Genomic DNA, 16,997 nt, shown 5'->3' with positions numbered 1-16,997 from the left:
ACAACAAAGAAGCGTGCAGACGAGTGGAGGAATGAGTATGAAGGGCAAGATTTTACTAGCGGCCACGTTGGGAATGCAAATGCTCGTAGCCTATCCAGCCGCAGCGGCGCCTGCATCACCTGCAGCTGCTCATGTGTATGTGAACGGGGAACAAGCTTCCTTGGAAAAGGCACCGATCCTGGTCGATCAGCGGACGTATGTTTCAGCTAGTGATGCGAGCCAGATCCTGCAGGCAGACTGGACGATGTCAGCAGGTAGTGGTGTGTTGAAGCTATCGGACGAACAATCGTTTACGTTTGGCTTGAAAGATGGAAAAGTAGCGGTAAATGGGAAGTGGAGTGAAAAGGGGCAGGGAGCGATCGTCCGTGATGGTCAGGTCTATCTGCCGCTGAGATGGCTTGTGGAACAAGCAGGTGGCAAAGTCGCGTGGAACGCCGAGAAAAAGGCGGTGGAAATTATGGCAGCTTTACATGAAGGCAGTCTGGTCCTGCTCACTGATGACAAGCTGACGAAAGAGGAGCAGGCGTACGTAGAATCCGTCAAGAAAAAGCAAGGTATTTACCAACAAGGCAAACTGTATGTGGTTGCTCGGGGTGAATCTCCAAATCCGGGATATGGTTTGCAGGTGACTCACACCCAATGGAGCTGGGAGCAGCTTCTGGTCTATGTCAAACAGACCAAGCCAGAACCGGGCAAAATGTATACACAAGCGATCACCTATCCGCATATCGTAGCGAAGGCTGATTTGCCACCGTACACAACGGTCGTCTTCCTCGATGCTGATACGAAAAAACCGCTGTTTGCTCCAGAGAAGTAGGGAATTCACCGTTTTTTCAGAAAGCTAGTTGAGAAATAGTGGAAGCTGTTGTATAGTGGAGGATAGGTAAAATTCTTCCTTGGAAATGGAGGTGTAGGTACGTGTTTGGATCCGTTCACGCATGGTTTGTGGTAGAGATTACCAGTATGACACATGATGTCGCATACAACGGGATCAGTCTGCCCATTTTTAACCATACAACTGAACGGGAATACCATAGGCGTACCATGCATCGATAAGGAACGGTTGTTTTGTTCTAGCTAAAAAGAGGACACGGATCAGGGGCACAGCAAGAGCTGTTGCCTGCACAGCAAGAGCTGTTGCCAGTTGCCAGTCCTTTCACGATGCCGCGGGCGTATGCCTGCGGCTTTTTTTGTACTTTCTTCGCCCCCAAAACCAAGGAGGATGAAATTCATGATACTAGTAGCAACTCAACATATCCAAAAATCGTACGGGGCTGATCCCGTTTTACAAGATATTACGCTCGAAATCAAAGCAGGCGAGAGGGTAGGAATCGTCGGGCCAAATGGAGCGGGGAAAACGACGCTGTTCAAGCTATTAGCAGGGATAGAGTCGCCAGATGCTGGTGAGCTGTATCGCGCAAAAGGCAGCGAATGGGCGTATTTGCCACAGACCCCAAACTACCCGAATGAGTGGCGGACACAGGACGTGATTGCCAGTGCGTTTGATGAAGTCATACGTCTACAAAATGAAATGCGCAATCTGGAAGAGCAGATGGGGCAGGTGACCGAATCGGCAATGGACCTCGAACGGTTGATGCATCGCTATCAAAAGCTGCAGGAGACATTCGAGCAATTGGACGGCTATCAGTGGGAGACGAAAATGGCACAGGTCACAGAAGGTCTGGGTATTTCTCCAGAGCATTTGGAGACGCCGTTTGCGCGATTGAGCGGGGGAGAGAAAACAAAAGCGGGTCTGGCCAAACTCCTCTGTCAACGCAGTGACGTACTCCTGCTCGATGAGCCGACGAACCATTTGGACGTCGAGTCGATGGAATGGCTCGAGGAATTTTTAAAAGAGTATTCAGGAACAGTCTTGATTATTTCCCATGATCGCTATTTCCTCGATGCTGTCGTGACGTCGGTCTATCATGTCGATGGGGGAGAGGCTGAGTATTACATCGGAAACTACAGCGCTTTTGTCAAAGAGCGCGAGGAGCGGCTGCTGCGTCAGTTCGCGGCTTATCAAGAGCAGCAAAAGCAGATCAAAAAGATGAAAGAAACGATCAAGAGACTCAAAGAGTGGGGGAATCGCTCCAATCCTCCAAACGAAGCCTTCCACCGCCGTGCCAAAAGCATGGAAAAAGCATTGGCGCGGATTGAGCGGATCGACAGACCAAAGATGGAAGCGGATCGCATGGGGTTGGCTTTTCAAAAGACGGAGCGGAGCGGTCAGGATGTGCTGATCGCATCAGGCGTACACAAGACATTCGGCGGGAAAACGTTGTTCGCAGACGCGGGATTCCTGCTTCGATACGGTGAGCGAAAGGCACTACTCGGACCAAATGGCTGTGGAAAATCTACCTTGATCCGGATGTTACTGGGAGAGACGGAGCCAGATGCGGGCACCCTCAAAATCGGCAGCAACGTCAAGGTCGGCTACCTTTCCCAGCAAGCGCTTGAGGGAGATCAAAACTTGCGCGTCATCGATATGTTCCGGGAAGTGGCTCTGGTCACTGAACCTGAGGCGCGTCATCTGCTGGCCCGGTTCCTCTTTTACGGAGAGCATGTGTTTAAAAAGATTGGACAGTTGAGCGGCGGGGAGCGTATGCGCTTGCGTCTGGCGCAGATGATGCATCAAGAAATCAATCTGCTCGTACTGGATGAACCGACCAACCACCTGGATATCGAGGCGCGGGAAACACTGGAGGAAGCCTTGGCTGATTTCAAGGGCTCCCTGTTTATCGTCTCTCATGACCGTTACTTTTTGCAAAAGATGGCTGATGGCGTGTACTGGGTCGAAAACAGGCAGTTGGTCCATGATGTAGGAACATACGAAGAGGCGAGAGAAAAGCGGAAGCAGCGACAAAACGTCAAGGCAAAGGTGGTAGAGGTCGTAGCGCCTGTAGCCCAGAAGGTACCTGTGGCACCTCGTCCGACAGAGGCACCCAAGCGCCCCAATCCTTACAAGCTGGCCGATCTGGAACAAAAAATTGCACTTCTGGAAGGGGAGCGTGACGAGATCATCGCACGTCTCTCCACTGGGGATGAGAACTACCAGCAACTGTTCGAATGGCAGCAGCAAAGCGAACAGATCCAGCAAAAGATCGAGGAACATTATCAGTCATGGCTGGAGCTGCAGGAATCGTGAGCGGGACTCAGTCACAATCAGAAAGGGAGGGGATCAACAATGAACAGAGTAGATACGAAAGACATTGAGCTGATTGAAGCTGCGAAGCAAATGATCCGGGCACGTTATAAAGAAGGGAAACATCACGTGGGAGCGGCTGTGCGTACAAAGTCAGGAAAGGTCTACGCAGCGGTCAACCTGGAGGCGTACATCGGCAGGGTCGCGGTATGTGCGGAAGCGATTGCTCTGGGGAAAGCCATTTCAGAAGGTGAAGATGGATTTGAGACCATTGTCGCTGTGTTAGCTGATGAAGAGGGTGATGCGCGCATCGTCTCTCCGTGCGGGATTTGTAGAGAGCTGATCAGTGACTATGGGCAAGAGATTCACGTTCTTTTACCCCAAGGTCAGGAAGAATACAGCAAAACGGGCATTTTAGAGCTGCTGCCAGCGAAATACAAGAGAGAGTAAGTGGCGAAGTAGGATCAGAGGAATGCGAGGAGGAAAGAGAAGCGGGCTGTCGAAAGAAAGGGTGGCAGCCTGTTTTTCTCGTCCGAAGGCAGCGAGAGGGGAATGGTAGTGGGGTTTTTACTAGAGCTCGTTCGTATCGTAGTGCTCATGATGCTGATCGGTGCAGCCTTGTCCGCGCTGATGCGCCAGATATACGTTTATCTCGGTTTTGATTCCGTAAATGGCTGGCTGCTGGGAGTGGCTATTTATTTGGTGCTTTTCGTTATGTACAGAAACAAGTGGCAATTTTCTGGCTGGTACAAAGGAAAGGGTAGAGAGAAGCTGCCCAGACGGTTTACGATTGGCCTGATCTTGTGCTCCATAATTCTGGCGGTCACTGCGCCTTTTGTGAAATGAGACTCGCGACTACTTTGAAAAGAGAGGGCTGCTAATATGAAAATAGCCATAACAGGCGCATCGGGAAGAATAGGAAGTACGTTAGCTGAGTTTTTAAAAGACCGTTATTCCCTGCGATTGGCTGATCTGGATTTGTCAAAACTAGAACCCTATCAAGCGTCGAAGCATGAAATTCAAGAGCTCAACGTTGCTGATTTGGACGCTTGTCAAATCGTATGTAAAGGGATCGATGTGGTCATTCATCTAGGAGGGGACCCTTCGCCAGATGCGGGCTTTTATGAATCGTTGCTGGAGAACAATATCAAAGGGACATTCAATATGTTCCGCGCGGCAAAAGATCAGGGAGTCCAGAGAATCATTTTCGCGAGCAGTGCTCAAACGATCGAGGGCTACCCTCTCGATGCGCAGATTTATTCAGACATGCCTATGCGTCCACGAAATCTGTACGGAGTGAGCAAGTGCTTTGGTGAATCGCTCGCCTCCTATTTTGCCTATAGCGAAGGACTGCAAAGCATTGCCGTGCGAATCGGTTCCTACGACAGTTTTCAACCGGATGAGGAACCGCTCACTGCCCGTGATATGAGTGCTTACATCAGTCCACAGGATTTGTGTGATCTCCTGTTAAAAGCGATACAGGCAGAAGAACTCCCTCCGTTTACGATCCTGCACGGTATTTCAGATAATCGATTCAAACGGCTAAATCTTGACGAATCCAAAAAACGGGTAGGTTATGCGCCGAAATCAGATGCCTTCCAACTGAGTCAAATCCCACTCCACGATGAGCGCAGATAGACGACCCCTGCTTTATTTCTATTTATAATTTTGAATAAAAACAATAATCAGATAAATCTAAATAAAATCTTCCCTCTTCTTATTCCGGTACCTATAATCATGCGCTATAGTATGGTCAGCTGGAAAATAAAGGGGGATCTTTTGTGAAGAAAAGGGTGAGTGCATTTCTTGTTTCTTGTCTGTTAGTCGCGGGTGCACTGGCAGGGTGCTCGACTGCAAGCTCTCCAGCGGCCAAACCGCCAACCTCTAACGAAAGCCAGAGTAGCAACAACTCAGCTCCTGCGACAGGGACCACGGAGGGCGGTACCAAATTGTTTCGTCTCAACATCGGTTCAGAGCCTTCTACAGCAGATCCGGGGCTCGCTGATGACAACATCTCGAGCATGGTTGTTTCCTCCACGTTTGATGGAATGACACGCAAAGGACCGGATGGCAAGTTTCACGAAGCGGCTGCAGAAAAGATAGAGATTTCTGAGGATGGTTTGACCTATACGTTTCATTTGCGTGATGCCAAGTGGAGCAATGGAGATCCAGTAACCGCCCAAGACTTTGAATACGCATGGAAACGCGCCCTCGACCCTCAGACGGCTTCCGATTACGCCTATCAGCTCTTTTACCTTAAAAAAGGTGCCGACTTCAACGCAGGAAAAGCGACCAAAGACGATGTGGGTGTAAAAGCGCTGGATGACAAGAAGCTGGAAGTTCATCTGGAGAACCCGACTCCGTTTTTCCTAGAGCTGACTGCCTTTGCTACGTACTACCCAGTGAACAAAAAAGTCGCAGAGGCAAATCCGAAGTGGGCGATGGAAGCGAATACCCACGTAGGGAACGGCCCGTTCAAGCTGGAGACTTGGGCGCACAAAAATAAAATGAGCTTTGTGAAAAACGATAGCTACTGGGATAAAGACAACGTAAAAGTCGACAAGATCGAAGTGACTATGATTGAAGACCAAAATACAGAGCTGTCCATGTTTGAAAACGACGAATTGGATTGGGCGGGCGGACCGTTCAGCACATTGCCCACGGATGCCATTCCTGCTTTGAAGGATTCCGGGAAGTTCAAGGTGATCCCGGTCGCAAACACGTACTGGTATCAGTTCAATATCGAGAAGCCACCATTTAACAATGCAAAAATCAGGAAGGCGTTTGGCTATGCCATCGACCGCCAAGCGATCATCGATAATATTTTACAGGCCGGACAAATCCCGGCGACTGGGCTGCTTCCCCCGACTATGGCGGTCAAACCCGATGGCTATTTCCGCGATCACGACACCGCGCTGGCCAAACAGTTGCTCGCAGAAGGCATGCAGGAGTTAGGCATTACCAAGCTCCCGCCCCTCACGTTGATCTTTAATACGAGCGAAGCGCACAAGAAAATTGCCGAAGCCGTACAGGATCAGTGGAAGCAAACTTTGGGGGTAGATGTAAAGGTCGCCAATATGGAGTTTAAGGTGTATCTGGACACGCTGGATTCGGGAAATTACCAGATTGCCCGTAGAGGTTGGGTCGCGGATTTCAACGATCCGGTTAACTTCATTGAGATTTTCCGGGAGAAGAGAGGCAACAACAATACGAATTGGACCAACGACAAATACAATGAACTGTTACAGCAAGCCGCCAAAGAGCGTGACCTCGAAAAGAGGAAGCAGCTATTCGGCCAGGCCGAGCAAATTCTCATGGATGAGATGCCCGTGGCACCTATCTATTTTTACACGGTCAGCTGGCTAGAGGGAGAGAAGGTCGCGAAAGGCATTTATACAGATGCCCTCGGGAATGGAGATCTCAAGTATGTGGAGATGAAGTAAGGTAACGCCGACGAACAAAAAAACAGCTATCCGCCGATGGATAGCTGTTTTTCTTTGCCGATCTACGCCTGCGCACTAGGCTCAGGCAAACGCTTGTAGCTCGTACGGAACCAGAGCAAGATGAGTACCATCAGTACGCCGCCCAAGAGGAACGGACCGCTGTGTGTAAACTGGTACACGGCTCCTCCCGCGAGAGGGCCAAGGATTCGCCCGAGACTGTCCATCGAGCTGATCGCTCCCGTCGTCACCCCTTGTCCCTGTGTCGTGCGGTGCGTGATCATCGCTGTAGCTGTCGCGCGAATCATGCCTTGTCCTGCTCCGAACAAGGAGAGTATGAGTGCGAGAACCCAGAAATTCCCTGAGAGAGGAATGGCAAAAAATCCGATACCGTACAAGAGCATCCCGAGTGTCAGGACTGCCGCTTCTCCCATTTTTTTGACCATTTTTCCGATCAGCCCACCTTGTACAAAGGCGGCGATAATCCCCATGACGAGAAACATATAGCCCAAGTCTTTGGAGGTAAAGCCATACAAGTCGTTGATGTACAAGGCAAACGTCGTTTCGAGACCGGAAAAGGCAAACGAGACGATGAACAGGATGCCGTACAGCAAGGAAAGGGAGCCGAATAACGAAACGAGTGGGTTGCCCGATGATTTGGGAGCATGCCCCGTCCGTTTTTCCTTTGGCAAGCTTTCCGGCAGGGCGAACAAGATGACGAAAAAGGTGAGCAAGGCTACAGTCCCGGAAGCAAAGAAAGGAACAGCAAAGCCGTATCCGCTCAAGAGCCCACCGATGACAGGCCCAAAGACAAAACTAAGTCCAATGCCGGCCCCAATGATTCCCATCCCTTTGGCACGTTCTTGCGGAGGAAACAAGTCAGCTACCATAGCTGTCACTGTCGGCATGGCAGCAGCAGAAACGATCCCCCCGATAATCCGGTAGGACAGCATCGCTGTATAACTCTCAGCCAAACCAAACAGGATAAAGGTGATGGAAAAGCCAAATAATCCAAATGCGACCAGTGGCTTGCGTCCGATGCGGTCAGAGAGGGCTCCCCAGACAGGGGCAAAGATCAACTGCATAATATTGTAGCTGGCGAACAGAACGCCTATTTGAAAGGATGATGCGCCCAGCTTTTCCGCAAAGTACGGCAAGATCGGGATGATGATGCCAAAGCCCAGCATGGTGAGAAAAGCAATCAAGAACAAGAGGGCAAGATGCTTCTTATTCACGGGAAATACCTCTTTTCACACAAAATCAGTTTGATGGATGTTTGCTTACTTTTTCCACCTTACGTGATGGGTCGGGCGAAGTCAAGCAAGCGAAATGGGCAGGTTGCCCACATCCATGCTATAATAGAAAAGAAAGAAGAATCGTTCAGAAAGTTGTCAAGTATATATCCATGAGGTGTTTATCAACATGTCTACTGCAATGCTGTACTACCTGGCCTGGCAAGAAGACGACTGGCTGGATGAGGTCCTCGACCGGTTCCCTGAGGTGAACGCTCTGGTGCCGTCAGTGAAAACGTTTGAGATGCTGGCCGAGCAAAGAAAGTCGGGCGAGGTAAAGCGCGCCGTATTGGTGCTGAATGCAGCTGGGGAACAGGATCGAACGCGAGAGTTTTTGCAGCTCTGTATGGCTGACCCGCAGATGTCCGTCGATCCGCTTTACATCGTCGGCCTGAAACCAGAAGAAGAGGAGGCGTGGCAAGAAGCGTATCCGAACGCGAAGATCATCGTTATTACCGGCTTTGCTGTCGAGTTTGACTACGATGCCGTCCTCGCGAGGATGGAAATCGATCTGGAGGGAGCACATTGAATTCTCGCCCGAATGATTTCGATTTAAAGGCGTTTCTGCACCGCTTCGGACTGTTTATTTATACAGGGGACCCCGAGGGGGATCTGCTCCTGATTGAAGATGAGATCCGGGAGCTTTACGAATTAAACGTCATCGATAAGGAAGAATTTATGGAGGCGATGTCTGCAGTACGCAGCAGGCGCAAAGCGGACGATCGATGATGGATGGAGGCGTGTTTACTGACCATGGCGAGCGGCGATGGCGGTGAGTGCGCTTTTTCTTTTTCCGTAAGAAATTCTTCAGAAATCCTTTAGGAATTCTTAAACGTTTCTCTCCCTTTTTGAAAGGTTTCTTCTATAACATAGAGAGGAAGAAGCCGAGGGAGGGATAATTCGTGGAATTACATAGTTTCTTCGGGTTATTCGTCTATTATGGAAAAGAAATGACGAGTAAGCTGATACCTGATGAAATAGTCGTGATGACCGCAGGGACACAGGCAGCCCATTCTGATTTATACATAGGAAAGACTTTCATAGCAGTATATCTTGCCATATTGCTTGTACTGACTTCCTGTTACTTCCTAGGAGCCATCATGGGGGCAAGGTTTGGAACATGGATCAATCAGCGCAGAGGGATTCGGATTGACAAGGGAAAGTCAAAGGAGGGGCTAAAGCATGGGGGGTGGATGCTGTGCTTGAGTCTCTTCATTCCCGGTGCCCGGTACCTCGTTCCATTTTTGGCGGGGGTCTATCGGTTCCGCCTGCCGCATTATTTGCTAGTCCTTTTGCCGAGCAGCTTGATTTGGACACTACACTATTTTTTAGCGGGCTACTGGTTTTCCGACAAGATGGAATGGTTGGAGGCGGGAGTGTACAGCTACAGCAAGATTGCGGTGAAAGGCATGATCATCATCGGTGTTGCCTATACGGTGATTCGGCAGCTCCGTCGAATGGGAAACAGGTTTCATTGATCATCAAAAGAGCAACCGTCAGGCTGAGTTGTGCCCCCGACGGTTGTTTTCTTTTTGCCGAACGTTTTCAAAACCAAAGCTGTCAAACCATTGACCACTTCGTGCATTTTCCATTGCTTTTCGCACATAGGGGATGAGGTTGTCAGGCAGATGATCCATGTCTACCCACTTCAGATCATCACATTTATCCGGCTCTGCATTGACGATCTCACCGCTCCAGCGTGTCGTGATCAGGAAGAAGTCGATTCGCTCCTCGGACGAGTTGCGATGCATGACGCCGACTACCTGCAAATCATTCCGATCAATTAGAATACCGCATTCCTCATGCGCTTCTCGAATCGCAGCAGTTACGACCTCCTCACCGCTCTCGACATGGCCAGCAGGGACGCTATAATTGCCGTCCTCATAGCCAGTGTTGAAACGACGGAGCAACAAGATTTCGGATCCTTTCATGACAAACAGATGAACGGCGACTGGCATGGTATACCATTTCTTACTCATCCAAACCCTCCGCTTTCTTTACCCTTCATCGGGACGATGATTTTCTGCTGCCTTTTTACGTCGTTCAAGACGGTTTTTTTTCAAAATAGGAGAGCTGGCCATGGCTGCAAACAGCATTCCAAAACCAGCCAAAGCAAGTAAAATTCCGATGATCAGATACTTGGTAGATGACATAATGGGGTACCTCCTAAATTCAAGAGCAAGACATGATTGTAATGGGGAACTATGCTATAATTGGGCAGTATGTTTCATTCGTTCTCACGTACCCTCAAAACCGTTTTCCAAAAAAGCAAGGAGGATTTTGCGAGATGACTCAGCAAGTGTCTGTTGATCAACTATCGATTAATACCATTCGCACACTGGCTATTGATGCGATTGAAAAGGCTAATTCCGGCCACCCGGGAATGCCGATGGGTGCTGCTCCGATGGCACATGTCCTATGGAGCCGTTTTATGAAGGTGAATCCTAGCAACCCGAAGTGGATAGACCGTGACCGTTTTGTACTCTCGGCTGGACATGGCTCTATGCTATTATACTCGATGTTGCATTTGATGAAATACGATGTTTCACTGGAAGACTTACATAATTTCCGTCAGTGGGGTAGCAAAACGCCTGGTCACCCAGAATTCGGACATACAGCTGGGGTTGATGCAACCACGGGTCCTTTGGGACAAGGGATCGCGATGGCTGTCGGGATGGCAATGGCAGAAAAACACATGGCGGCTGTTTACAATCGTGACAGCTTTGACATCGTTGACCACTACACGTATGTCATTTGCGGTGACGGGGATTTGATGGAGGGTGTATCCAGCGAGGCTTCATCTCTGGCCGCTCACCTGAAGCTGGGTAAAATGATCGTGCTCTACGATTCAAATGATATTTCTCTAGATGGCGAGCTGTCTCGTTCCTTCTCGGAAAACGTGGCGCAGCGATACCAAGCGTACGGCTGGCAATATCTGCGTGTAGAAGACGGCAATGATTTGGAAGCCATTGATAAAGCGATTGCAGAAGCAAAACAAGATCTGGATCGCCCGACTTTGATCGAAGTGAAAACGGTCATCGGTTACGGAAGCCCGAACAAAGGCGGATCCAGTGCATCTCACGGAGCTCCTCTGGGTAAAGAAGAAGTGAAGCTGACCAAGCAGAACTACGCGTGGACGCATGAAAACGAGTTCCACGTTCCAGAAGAAGTAACCGAGCTGTACTCAAACCTGGCTGACCAGGGAGCAAAAGCAGAAGCTGCCTGGAGTGATCGATTCGCAGCTTACGCGAAAGCATACCCTGAGCTGGCACTGCAGTTCCAAACGGCTGCAGAAGGTCATCTGCCAAGCGGCTGGGACAGCAATATGCCTAGTTATGAAGCTGGAGCTAAGCTAGCTACACGCGTTGCGTCTGGTAATGCGATCAATGCGCTTGCAAACAGCGTTCCGTTCTTCCTGGGCGGTTCTGCTGACCTGGCTCACTCCAACAACACGGTAATCAAAGAGGCAGGCAACTTCCTCCCAGGCAGCTACGATGGTCGCAATATCTGGTTTGGTGTTCGTGAGTTTGCGATGGGTGCTGCACTGAATGGGATGGCCTTGCACGGTGGAGTGAAAGTATACGGCGGGACATTTTTCGTGTTCTCTGACTACGTCCGCCCGGCGATCCGTTTGTCCTCACTGATGAAACAGCCAGTCGTGTACGTCTTCACGCATGACTCCATCGCGGTTGGTGAGGATGGACCGACGCATGAGCCAATCGAACAATTGGCGTCCCTGCGTGCGATGCCAGGCCTGACTATTATGCGTCCAGCAGATGCGATCGAGACAAACGAAGCGTGGAAGTATGCGGTTTCCCGTACGGATGAGCCAGTCGTGCTCGTGCTGACTCGTCAAAATCTGCCTGTCCTGCCTGAAACCATCGAGAAAGCGGCAGAAGGTGTTACCAAAGGTGCATACGTATTGGCGGATGCTCCAAGCGGCAAACCACAGCTGATTCTGATTGCGACAGGCTCCGAGGTTTCTCTCGTTATGCAAGCGCGTGAGCAACTTCTGTCCCGTGGTATCGAAGCTCGCGTCGTATCCATGCCTAGCTGGAATCTGTTCGAGCGCCAATCCCAGGAATATCGTGAGTCCGTGATTCCTCCAACAGTCAAAGCGCGTGTGGCTGTGGAAATGGGTTCTCCAATGGGCTGGGAGCGTTACGCAGGAGATGGTGGCAAAGTGATCGCCATCAATCAATTCGGCGCATCCGCACCTGGCGATCGCATCATGAAAGAATACGGCTTTACCGTAGAAAATGTCGTTGCCCAAGCAGAAGAACTGCTCAAATAAGACGACTTCTATAGAAGAAACGGCCTATCTCCCAGTGACGGGGGATAGGCTTTTTCCAGTACTATGAAGCCACAAGCCAACCAAACGGTGGTACTATAGGTACCATTGGCGGCCGGGGGAGGCTGATCAAATCCAATCGCAGCGAACGCTCTGCCTGTGCTGACGCTTGTCAAACGAGGACGAGTGTGGAATGATAGACATGCCAAAAGCCAGAAACTTTTTTCGAATGTATCCGTCTATAAGATGTGGGGGAGAGAGAAAATCAGGAGGTAAGTAATGGCAACAAAGGCCAAGAAGAAAGTCAGGAAGAAAAAGAACAGCTTGCTGATGATTGCCGTATCGTTTGCAATCTTCCTGCTCTTGAGTGTCATCGGGGGGTATTTTGCCCTGTTATACGCTGGAGATCGGATGATTGCGGAAAATGAACAGAAACTGAAGGATCTGAAAGCAGAACCAACGGTCATATACGACAAGAACGGAAATGAAATGACGAGTCTGATTCGTCAAAAAAACCGTGAATACAAGCCGATTAATGAAATGCCGAAAACTCTGATCAATTCATTCCTCGCTGTCGAAGACAAACGCTTCTTCGAGCACAAGGGCGTGGATATGATTCGGATCGGTGGAGCCATCGTCAATGACATTCGAAAAGGGTCATTGGCAGAAGGCGGTAGTACGATTACCCAGCAGTTAGCTAGAAACGTATTTCTCACCCTAGATCAGACATTTTGGCGGAAGACAAAGGAAATGAGCATTGCGATTGGTCTGGAGCGTAAATACTCCAAGGATCAAATTTTAGAAATGTACCTGAACCGTGTCTACCTGGGTGAAGGGGAGTTTGGTGTAGAGGATGCGGCCAAGTATTACTTTGGCAAGTCAGTTTCCGACGACGACTTTACGGTAGCTGAAGCCGCTATGCTGGCAGCCATTCCGAAGGCACCGACGACCTATTCACCGTTCAACAATCCGGAAAAAGCGAAGCTGCGTCGAGATACCGTGATCCGGTTAATGTATGAACAAGGGATTATTACCGAGGCACAAAAAAATGAGGCACAAGCTGAGGAGCTTCCAAAGGAACCGACAGAAACAGCAGGTGCCAGCTTGAAAAAAGGCTACCGGGCCTTCTTTGATCACATGCTGGATGAAGCAGAAGCGCGCTACAGCGTGACCGAAGAAGAGCTGTACCGCGGTGGCTGGCAAGTCTACACGACGTTTGATCCGCAAATGCAAGACGCGATGGTCGAGCAATATGCCAACGCGAAAAACTTCCCCAAAGACGGAGCAAAACGTGGTGTGGAATCGGCGATGATTGTCGTCGATGCGAAAAACGGTGGAATTGCCGGGATGATCGGTGGTCGTAATTACGCCCCGAAAGGCTTTAACTACGCGACAGACATGCAGCGTCAGCCTGGTTCGTCGTTCAAGCCTCTGGCGGTGTATGCACCGGCGGTCGACTCCGACAGCAAGTGGGGATCTAACTCCTCCCTGAGCAACAAGCGACAAAGCTTTAATGGCTATGAGCCGCGCAACTACAATAACAGATACAGTGATTCCGTAAGCATGAACCGTGCCTTGATTGACTCCCTCAACGTTCCAGCCGTGTGGTTGTTGAATGAGATCGGGGTCAAAACAGGTATGGATTACTTGAAAAAATTCGGCATCGATCTCGCCCCAGAGGATCGCAACCTGGCTATTGCGCTGGGTGGATTGAGCAAAGGGACGTCCCCACTGAAAATGGCACAGGCCTATACGGCTTTCCCTAACGGTGGTGTGATGTCGGAAGCGCACTCGATCACCAAGATGACGAATAGAAGCGTAGGCGTGGAGCGTGTGTACGAGGAAAAACAAACGGCCGTGCTGAAGCCGCAATCTGCATGGGAAGTTCACTCCATGATGGAACGTGCGGTTCAGGAAGGGACCGGTAAAGCAGCACGTATTTCTGGTCGTCACGTAGCAGGGAAAACAGGTACGACCCAGTCGATCGCGGGCGGCAGCGATGTCAACAAGGATGCCTGGTTCGTAGGATACACACCTGAGTACGTGGGTGCAGTCTGGATGGGCTTTGACCCTGAAGACAAACAGCACTTAATGCGTCAAGGTAGCAGCTTGACCGCCCAGATGTTCTCCAAAGTACTGGCAGATGGCCTGAAAGGGGTAAAATCCAGCGACTTTGTGAATCCAGGCGGAGTGAAAGAAGAGCAAAAACAGGAAGAAACGGAATCGCCAATCCAGTTGGCTGCAGACTTGACACTCGACAACGGGCAGTTAAAGGCAGTACTGAGCTGGATCGGTGGATTACCGGAATACACTTATGATGTGTACCGTATCTTGCCAAACGGTGAACGACAACAGATTGCTTCGGGTATGAAAGAGACGGTCTTTGTGGACATACTGGATAGCCCGACTGCCTATCAATACATTGTCATACCTCGCAATGCGGAAGGGCAGGAAGAAGCTCCTTCCAAAGTGGTAAAGATCAGCACAACGCAGCTGGATAACCTGTTGAATGCTGGAGAGGACGCAAATCAGGGTACTGACGGCGGGTCACCTCCTGATACAGGAGACGGAGGAAATGAGCAGTTGCCGCCTGGCGATAATGGCGGGCAAGGTGGCCAATCCAATGGGCAGAATCCGGGAAATTCAGGGAGCACCTCGAACCCTGGTGACACACCTGCACCTCCACCCGATATCGTAAATCCAGGGGGAGGCCAGTCAGGTACGCCATCTCAAGGGATTGAATTACCACCTCCACCACCTGATCAGGGAGGTCAAAATCCTGATTCAAGCGGTACCAACGGCTAATATCTAGAATAAGATGAACAACTCAAACAGTTTCAGCTATTTGCACATCTTCTTTCGCGTGGTACAATACCAATAAATCGGGAGACAGGGGGGACAGTCCATGTCTGACTACGCACAAAAGGATTTACCCACATTTTTTATGGATCAATTGCTCCAAACCAAAGTGAATTTTGAGCGAGCTCTCGACTGTAAACACACCGATTTTGATGATCTCTACCCATATATGAATGAGCAGCCACAGTTTTTCTGGTACAAACGATACGTCGCTTGGTCAGAACTGCTGACCGTCGTGAGGCTGGCTGAGGAATTGGAGATCGAGTGGACACAGGATTTTACCGAGCAGCAAGTAGAATTCATCAAGGGTAAGGTGCTACAGGGAAAAGTGCTCGATCATTGGAATCCGGAAGAAGAACAAGAAGAAAAGATTAGCCAACTGGAAGAAAAATAAATGAGTCAAAAAAAGCGCGTCCCCATTTCGGGGGCGCGCTTTTTTCTGTGTTATGTGATCGACAACCCGACCATGATCAAATGGTTTAGCAAAGAATGGAACGTAACAATTCTATAGACTCATTCGTCTTTTCTAATATAAAAGAAGCTCAGTGCAACCATTGATAGATGACATGTGGAGTCTCTTCTTCCGGTCGAGCTGCCAAAACAAACGGAGCTGGGTTGCTCCACGGATAGGCTGGAACAGGAGAATCGGAAAGGATGACTTCCGTGCCTAGTGAAACAAAGGAGTACAATTCCTCGACAGCGGCATTGAGCATACGGATGCAGCCGAGTGAGACAGACGTACCGATGCTCTCTGGATGATTGGTACCGTGAATCGCGTAGCCGTTGCTCTGAAAAACCATTCCTCTGGTGCCATAGATATTATCATGTCCGCGAGGCTGGTTGATTTTTTGCAGGATGGTGAAATACCCCTCAGGAGTTGAACCGTTTTTTCCAATCCCGACCGGATAGCTGCGCACGACATGTGAACCGCTGAGGAGTCGCATCGTATGGCTGGATTCAGACATACGAATCTGCAGGGGCGCAAGCGGGATGAGTGGTTCTGGATAGCCCGGCAGTGGCAAGACATCACGTAGACTGACCCAGGCGGCTTCCGGACGAAATGCATCTGGCCGATATGGGTAGGCTTTGAGGCCAAGTCCAGTGGGTGGGACAGGAATTTGTGGCAAATAGTTGCCAGGGTACGCACCAGCAAGAAGAGCGAGGTTTACAGGTAGCGTTCCTTTTTGCTGATAATAACGATACAGCGCATTACGTAGAGTCAAGATATGCTCCGTGACCTGCTGTTCTTCTGCGAGAGAAGTACGAGCTGGTCGAAGCATTTGATCCTCTTCATAGGTACCCGGACGATCAAACCATTTCTGATTAATGACCGTTCGGTTGACTGGATGATAGCGCATGACCCCAAGCACGGTGTTGGGCTGGTAAAAGAGCAAGGGTGTGTAGATCGGTGCTCCCGCGACTTCCGGTACGGCAATGACTGTATACGGCTGAGTAAGGGAAGGACGACGACTCTCTACATACTTTCGCACCTGACTCTCCCGCTGAGCTGCACTCAAATGAGACGGTACTGCGATCACTTCTACATGCGGTTGGACAGGCACAGCCGACGGAACGGCTTGAGTTGGCGCTGAGGTCGTGACTGCCTTCGGTTCTGTCAGAGGCCCAGGTGAAAAGGCGAACTGAAAATAAAGAAAGAGGAGGGAGGCCAACAAACGGCGTGTTTTGTTCCGCCATTCCTGTTGTTTTCGCTCCCGAATCAATTCCTGGTACGCTTCTCTCGCCTCATTGAAGTAAGGGCCGGGCTTGGCATGCAAGGCTCGTCTCAGTGCGGCCAGTGCCTGCTCCCGGTCGCCACGTGCTTGTCGCTCGCGCCCGAGATGATACCAGCCGATAGCTTCATCAGGATGCTGCTCGGTGAACCACCGATAAAAAGAAAGATCGCTCTGATCTGGATATTTCATATGGAATGTGCTTTTTTCCTGTAGAAAGGAAACCTTGTCCACGGATAC

17 protein-coding genes are annotated in these 16,997 nt (G+C 50.1%); 13 read left to right on the top strand and 4 right to left on the bottom strand.

The window, feature by feature from the left end; genetic code table 11:
• The first annotated feature begins 37 nt into the window (after window positions 1-37).
• From AN963_RS11270 to AN963_RS11245, 7 genes are all read left to right on the top strand, one after another.
• Window positions 38-817 (top strand): stalk domain-containing protein, encoded by a 780-nt coding sequence (locus AN963_RS11270; RefSeq protein ID WP_055744700.1) that lies wholly within the window; start codon window positions 38-40, stop codon window positions 815-817.
• 101 nt (window positions 818-918) lie between these two features.
• Complete coding sequence (locus AN963_RS31495) at window positions 919-1,056, top strand: hypothetical protein (RefSeq protein WP_169791920.1); 138 nt, start codon at window positions 919-921, stop codon at window positions 1,054-1,056.
• A 175-nt stretch (window positions 1,057-1,231) separates the two neighbouring features.
• Window positions 1,232-3,148 (top strand): ribosomal protection-like ABC-F family protein, encoded by a 1,917-nt coding sequence (gene abc-f / locus AN963_RS11265; protein ID WP_055744699.1) that lies wholly within the window; start codon window positions 1,232-1,234, stop codon window positions 3,146-3,148.
• A gap of 39 nt (window positions 3,149-3,187) precedes the next feature.
• Window positions 3,188-3,595 (top strand): cytidine deaminase, encoded by a 408-nt coding sequence (locus AN963_RS11260; protein ID WP_055744698.1) that lies wholly within the window; start codon window positions 3,188-3,190, stop codon window positions 3,593-3,595.
• Between the two features lie 108 nt (window positions 3,596-3,703).
• Window positions 3,704-3,991: a hypothetical protein gene (locus tag AN963_RS11255; protein ID WP_055744697.1), complete on the top strand. Its 288-nt coding sequence runs from the start codon at window positions 3,704-3,706 to the stop codon at window positions 3,989-3,991.
• 36 nt (window positions 3,992-4,027) lie between these two features.
• A complete protein-coding gene (locus AN963_RS11250; RefSeq protein WP_055744696.1) occupies window positions 4,028-4,783 on the top strand; it encodes an NAD-dependent epimerase/dehydratase family protein in 756 nt (251 codons plus the stop codon).
• Between the two features lie 143 nt (window positions 4,784-4,926).
• Window positions 4,927-6,588 carry a peptide ABC transporter substrate-binding protein gene (locus AN963_RS11245; RefSeq protein WP_055744695.1) on the top strand — a complete coding sequence of 554 codons (1,662 nt, stop codon included), beginning with the start codon at window positions 4,927-4,929 and terminating at the stop codon, window positions 6,586-6,588.
• Between the two features lie 62 nt (window positions 6,589-6,650).
• Here AN963_RS11245 and AN963_RS11240 read toward each other — a convergent pair whose 3' ends face one another.
• Window positions 6,651-7,820 (bottom strand): MFS transporter, encoded by a 1,170-nt coding sequence (locus AN963_RS11240; protein ID WP_055744694.1) that lies wholly within the window; start codon window positions 7,818-7,820, stop codon window positions 6,651-6,653.
• 187 nt (window positions 7,821-8,007) lie between these two features.
• Here AN963_RS11240 and AN963_RS11230 point away from each other — a divergent pair, with 187 nt between their 5' ends.
• From AN963_RS11230 to AN963_RS11220, 3 genes are all read left to right on the top strand, one after another.
• Window positions 8,008-8,406, top strand: a complete 399-nt coding sequence (locus AN963_RS11230; protein ID WP_055744692.1) for a hypothetical protein — start codon at window positions 8,008-8,010, stop codon at window positions 8,404-8,406.
• Complete coding sequence (locus AN963_RS11225; RefSeq protein ID WP_055744691.1) at window positions 8,403-8,606, top strand: YqgQ family protein; 204 nt, start codon at window positions 8,403-8,405, stop codon at window positions 8,604-8,606. Before AN963_RS11230 ends, AN963_RS11225 begins: the two co-directional genes overlap by 4 nt.
• Before the next feature lie 173 nt (window positions 8,607-8,779).
• On the top strand, window positions 8,780-9,355 hold the full coding sequence (locus AN963_RS11220; protein ID WP_055744690.1) for a DedA family protein: 576 nt from the start codon (window positions 8,780-8,782) through the stop codon (window positions 9,353-9,355).
• 18 nt (window positions 9,356-9,373) lie between these two features.
• Here the strand turns inward: AN963_RS11220 and AN963_RS11215 are convergent, their stop codons facing one another.
• Together AN963_RS11215 and AN963_RS31490 are read right to left on the bottom strand one after the other, a co-directional pair.
• Entirely contained in the window at window positions 9,374-9,856 is a 483-nt protein-coding gene (locus AN963_RS11215; protein WP_055744689.1) for an NUDIX hydrolase, read from the bottom strand.
• 18 nt (window positions 9,857-9,874) lie between these two features.
• Entirely contained in the window at window positions 9,875-10,030 is a 156-nt protein-coding gene (locus AN963_RS31490; protein ID WP_169791919.1) for a hypothetical protein, read from the bottom strand.
• 134 nt (window positions 10,031-10,164) lie between these two features.
• Between AN963_RS31490 and tkt the strand changes: the two genes are divergently transcribed.
• The 3 genes from tkt to AN963_RS11200 all read left to right on the top strand — a co-directional run bounded on the left by tkt (window position 10,165) and on the right by AN963_RS11200 (window position 15,421).
• The gene (tkt, locus tag AN963_RS11210) at window positions 10,165-12,171 is read left to right on the top strand and encodes a transketolase (RefSeq protein WP_055744688.1); all 2,007 of its coding nucleotides are present in this window, start codon (window positions 10,165-10,167) and stop codon (window positions 12,169-12,171) included.
• Window positions 12,172-12,447: 276 nt separating this feature from the next.
• Complete coding sequence (locus AN963_RS11205; protein WP_055744687.1) at window positions 12,448-14,973, top strand: PBP1A family penicillin-binding protein; 2,526 nt, start codon at window positions 12,448-12,450, stop codon at window positions 14,971-14,973.
• A gap of 100 nt (window positions 14,974-15,073) precedes the next feature.
• Window positions 15,074-15,421, top strand: coding sequence for a hypothetical protein (locus AN963_RS11200; protein WP_055744686.1), 348 nt, complete (start codon window positions 15,074-15,076; stop codon window positions 15,419-15,421).
• A gap of 148 nt (window positions 15,422-15,569) precedes the next feature.
• Here the strand turns inward: AN963_RS11200 and AN963_RS11195 are convergent, their stop codons facing one another.
• On the bottom strand, window positions 15,570-16,991 hold the full coding sequence (locus tag AN963_RS11195) for a L,D-transpeptidase (RefSeq protein ID WP_055744685.1): 1,422 nt from the start codon (window positions 16,989-16,991) through the stop codon (window positions 15,570-15,572).
• Between the last annotated feature and the right edge of the window lie 6 nt (window positions 16,992-16,997).

This window comes from Brevibacillus choshinensis (assembly GCF_001420695.1).
Taxonomy (GTDB): Bacteria; Bacillota; Bacilli; order Brevibacillales; family Brevibacillaceae; genus Brevibacillus; species Brevibacillus choshinensis.
This window is presented reverse-complemented; position numbering and strand designations above follow the sequence as displayed.

Bases quoted from the DNA above. Each gene is read 5' to 3' on its own strand.
- AN963_RS31490 (WP_169791919.1), bottom strand. From the start codon at position 10,030: ATGTCATCTACCAAGTATCTGATCATCGGAATTTTACTTGCTTTGGCT.
- AN963_RS11250 (WP_055744696.1), top strand. From the start codon at position 4,028: ATGAAAATAGCCATAACAGGCGCATCGGGAAGAATAGGAAGTACGTTA.
- AN963_RS11260 (WP_055744698.1), top strand. From the start codon at position 3,188: ATGAACAGAGTAGATACGAAAGACATTGAGCTGATTGAAGCTGCGAAG.
- AN963_RS11215 (WP_055744689.1), bottom strand. From the start codon at position 9,856: ATGAGTAAGAAATGGTATACCATGCCAGTCGCCGTTCATCTGTTTGTC.
- AN963_RS11205 (WP_055744687.1), top strand. From the start codon at position 12,448: ATGGCAACAAAGGCCAAGAAGAAAGTCAGGAAGAAAAAGAACAGCTTG.
- AN963_RS11270 (WP_055744700.1), top strand. From the start codon at position 38: ATGAAGGGCAAGATTTTACTAGCGGCCACGTTGGGAATGCAAATGCTC.
- abc-f (WP_055744699.1), top strand. From the start codon at position 1,232: ATGATACTAGTAGCAACTCAACATATCCAAAAATCGTACGGGGCTGAT.
- AN963_RS11230 (WP_055744692.1), top strand. From the start codon at position 8,008: ATGTCTACTGCAATGCTGTACTACCTGGCCTGGCAAGAAGACGACTGG.
- tkt (WP_055744688.1), top strand. From the start codon at position 10,165: ATGACTCAGCAAGTGTCTGTTGATCAACTATCGATTAATACCATTCGC.
- AN963_RS11200 (WP_055744686.1), top strand. From the start codon at position 15,074: ATGTCTGACTACGCACAAAAGGATTTACCCACATTTTTTATGGATCAA.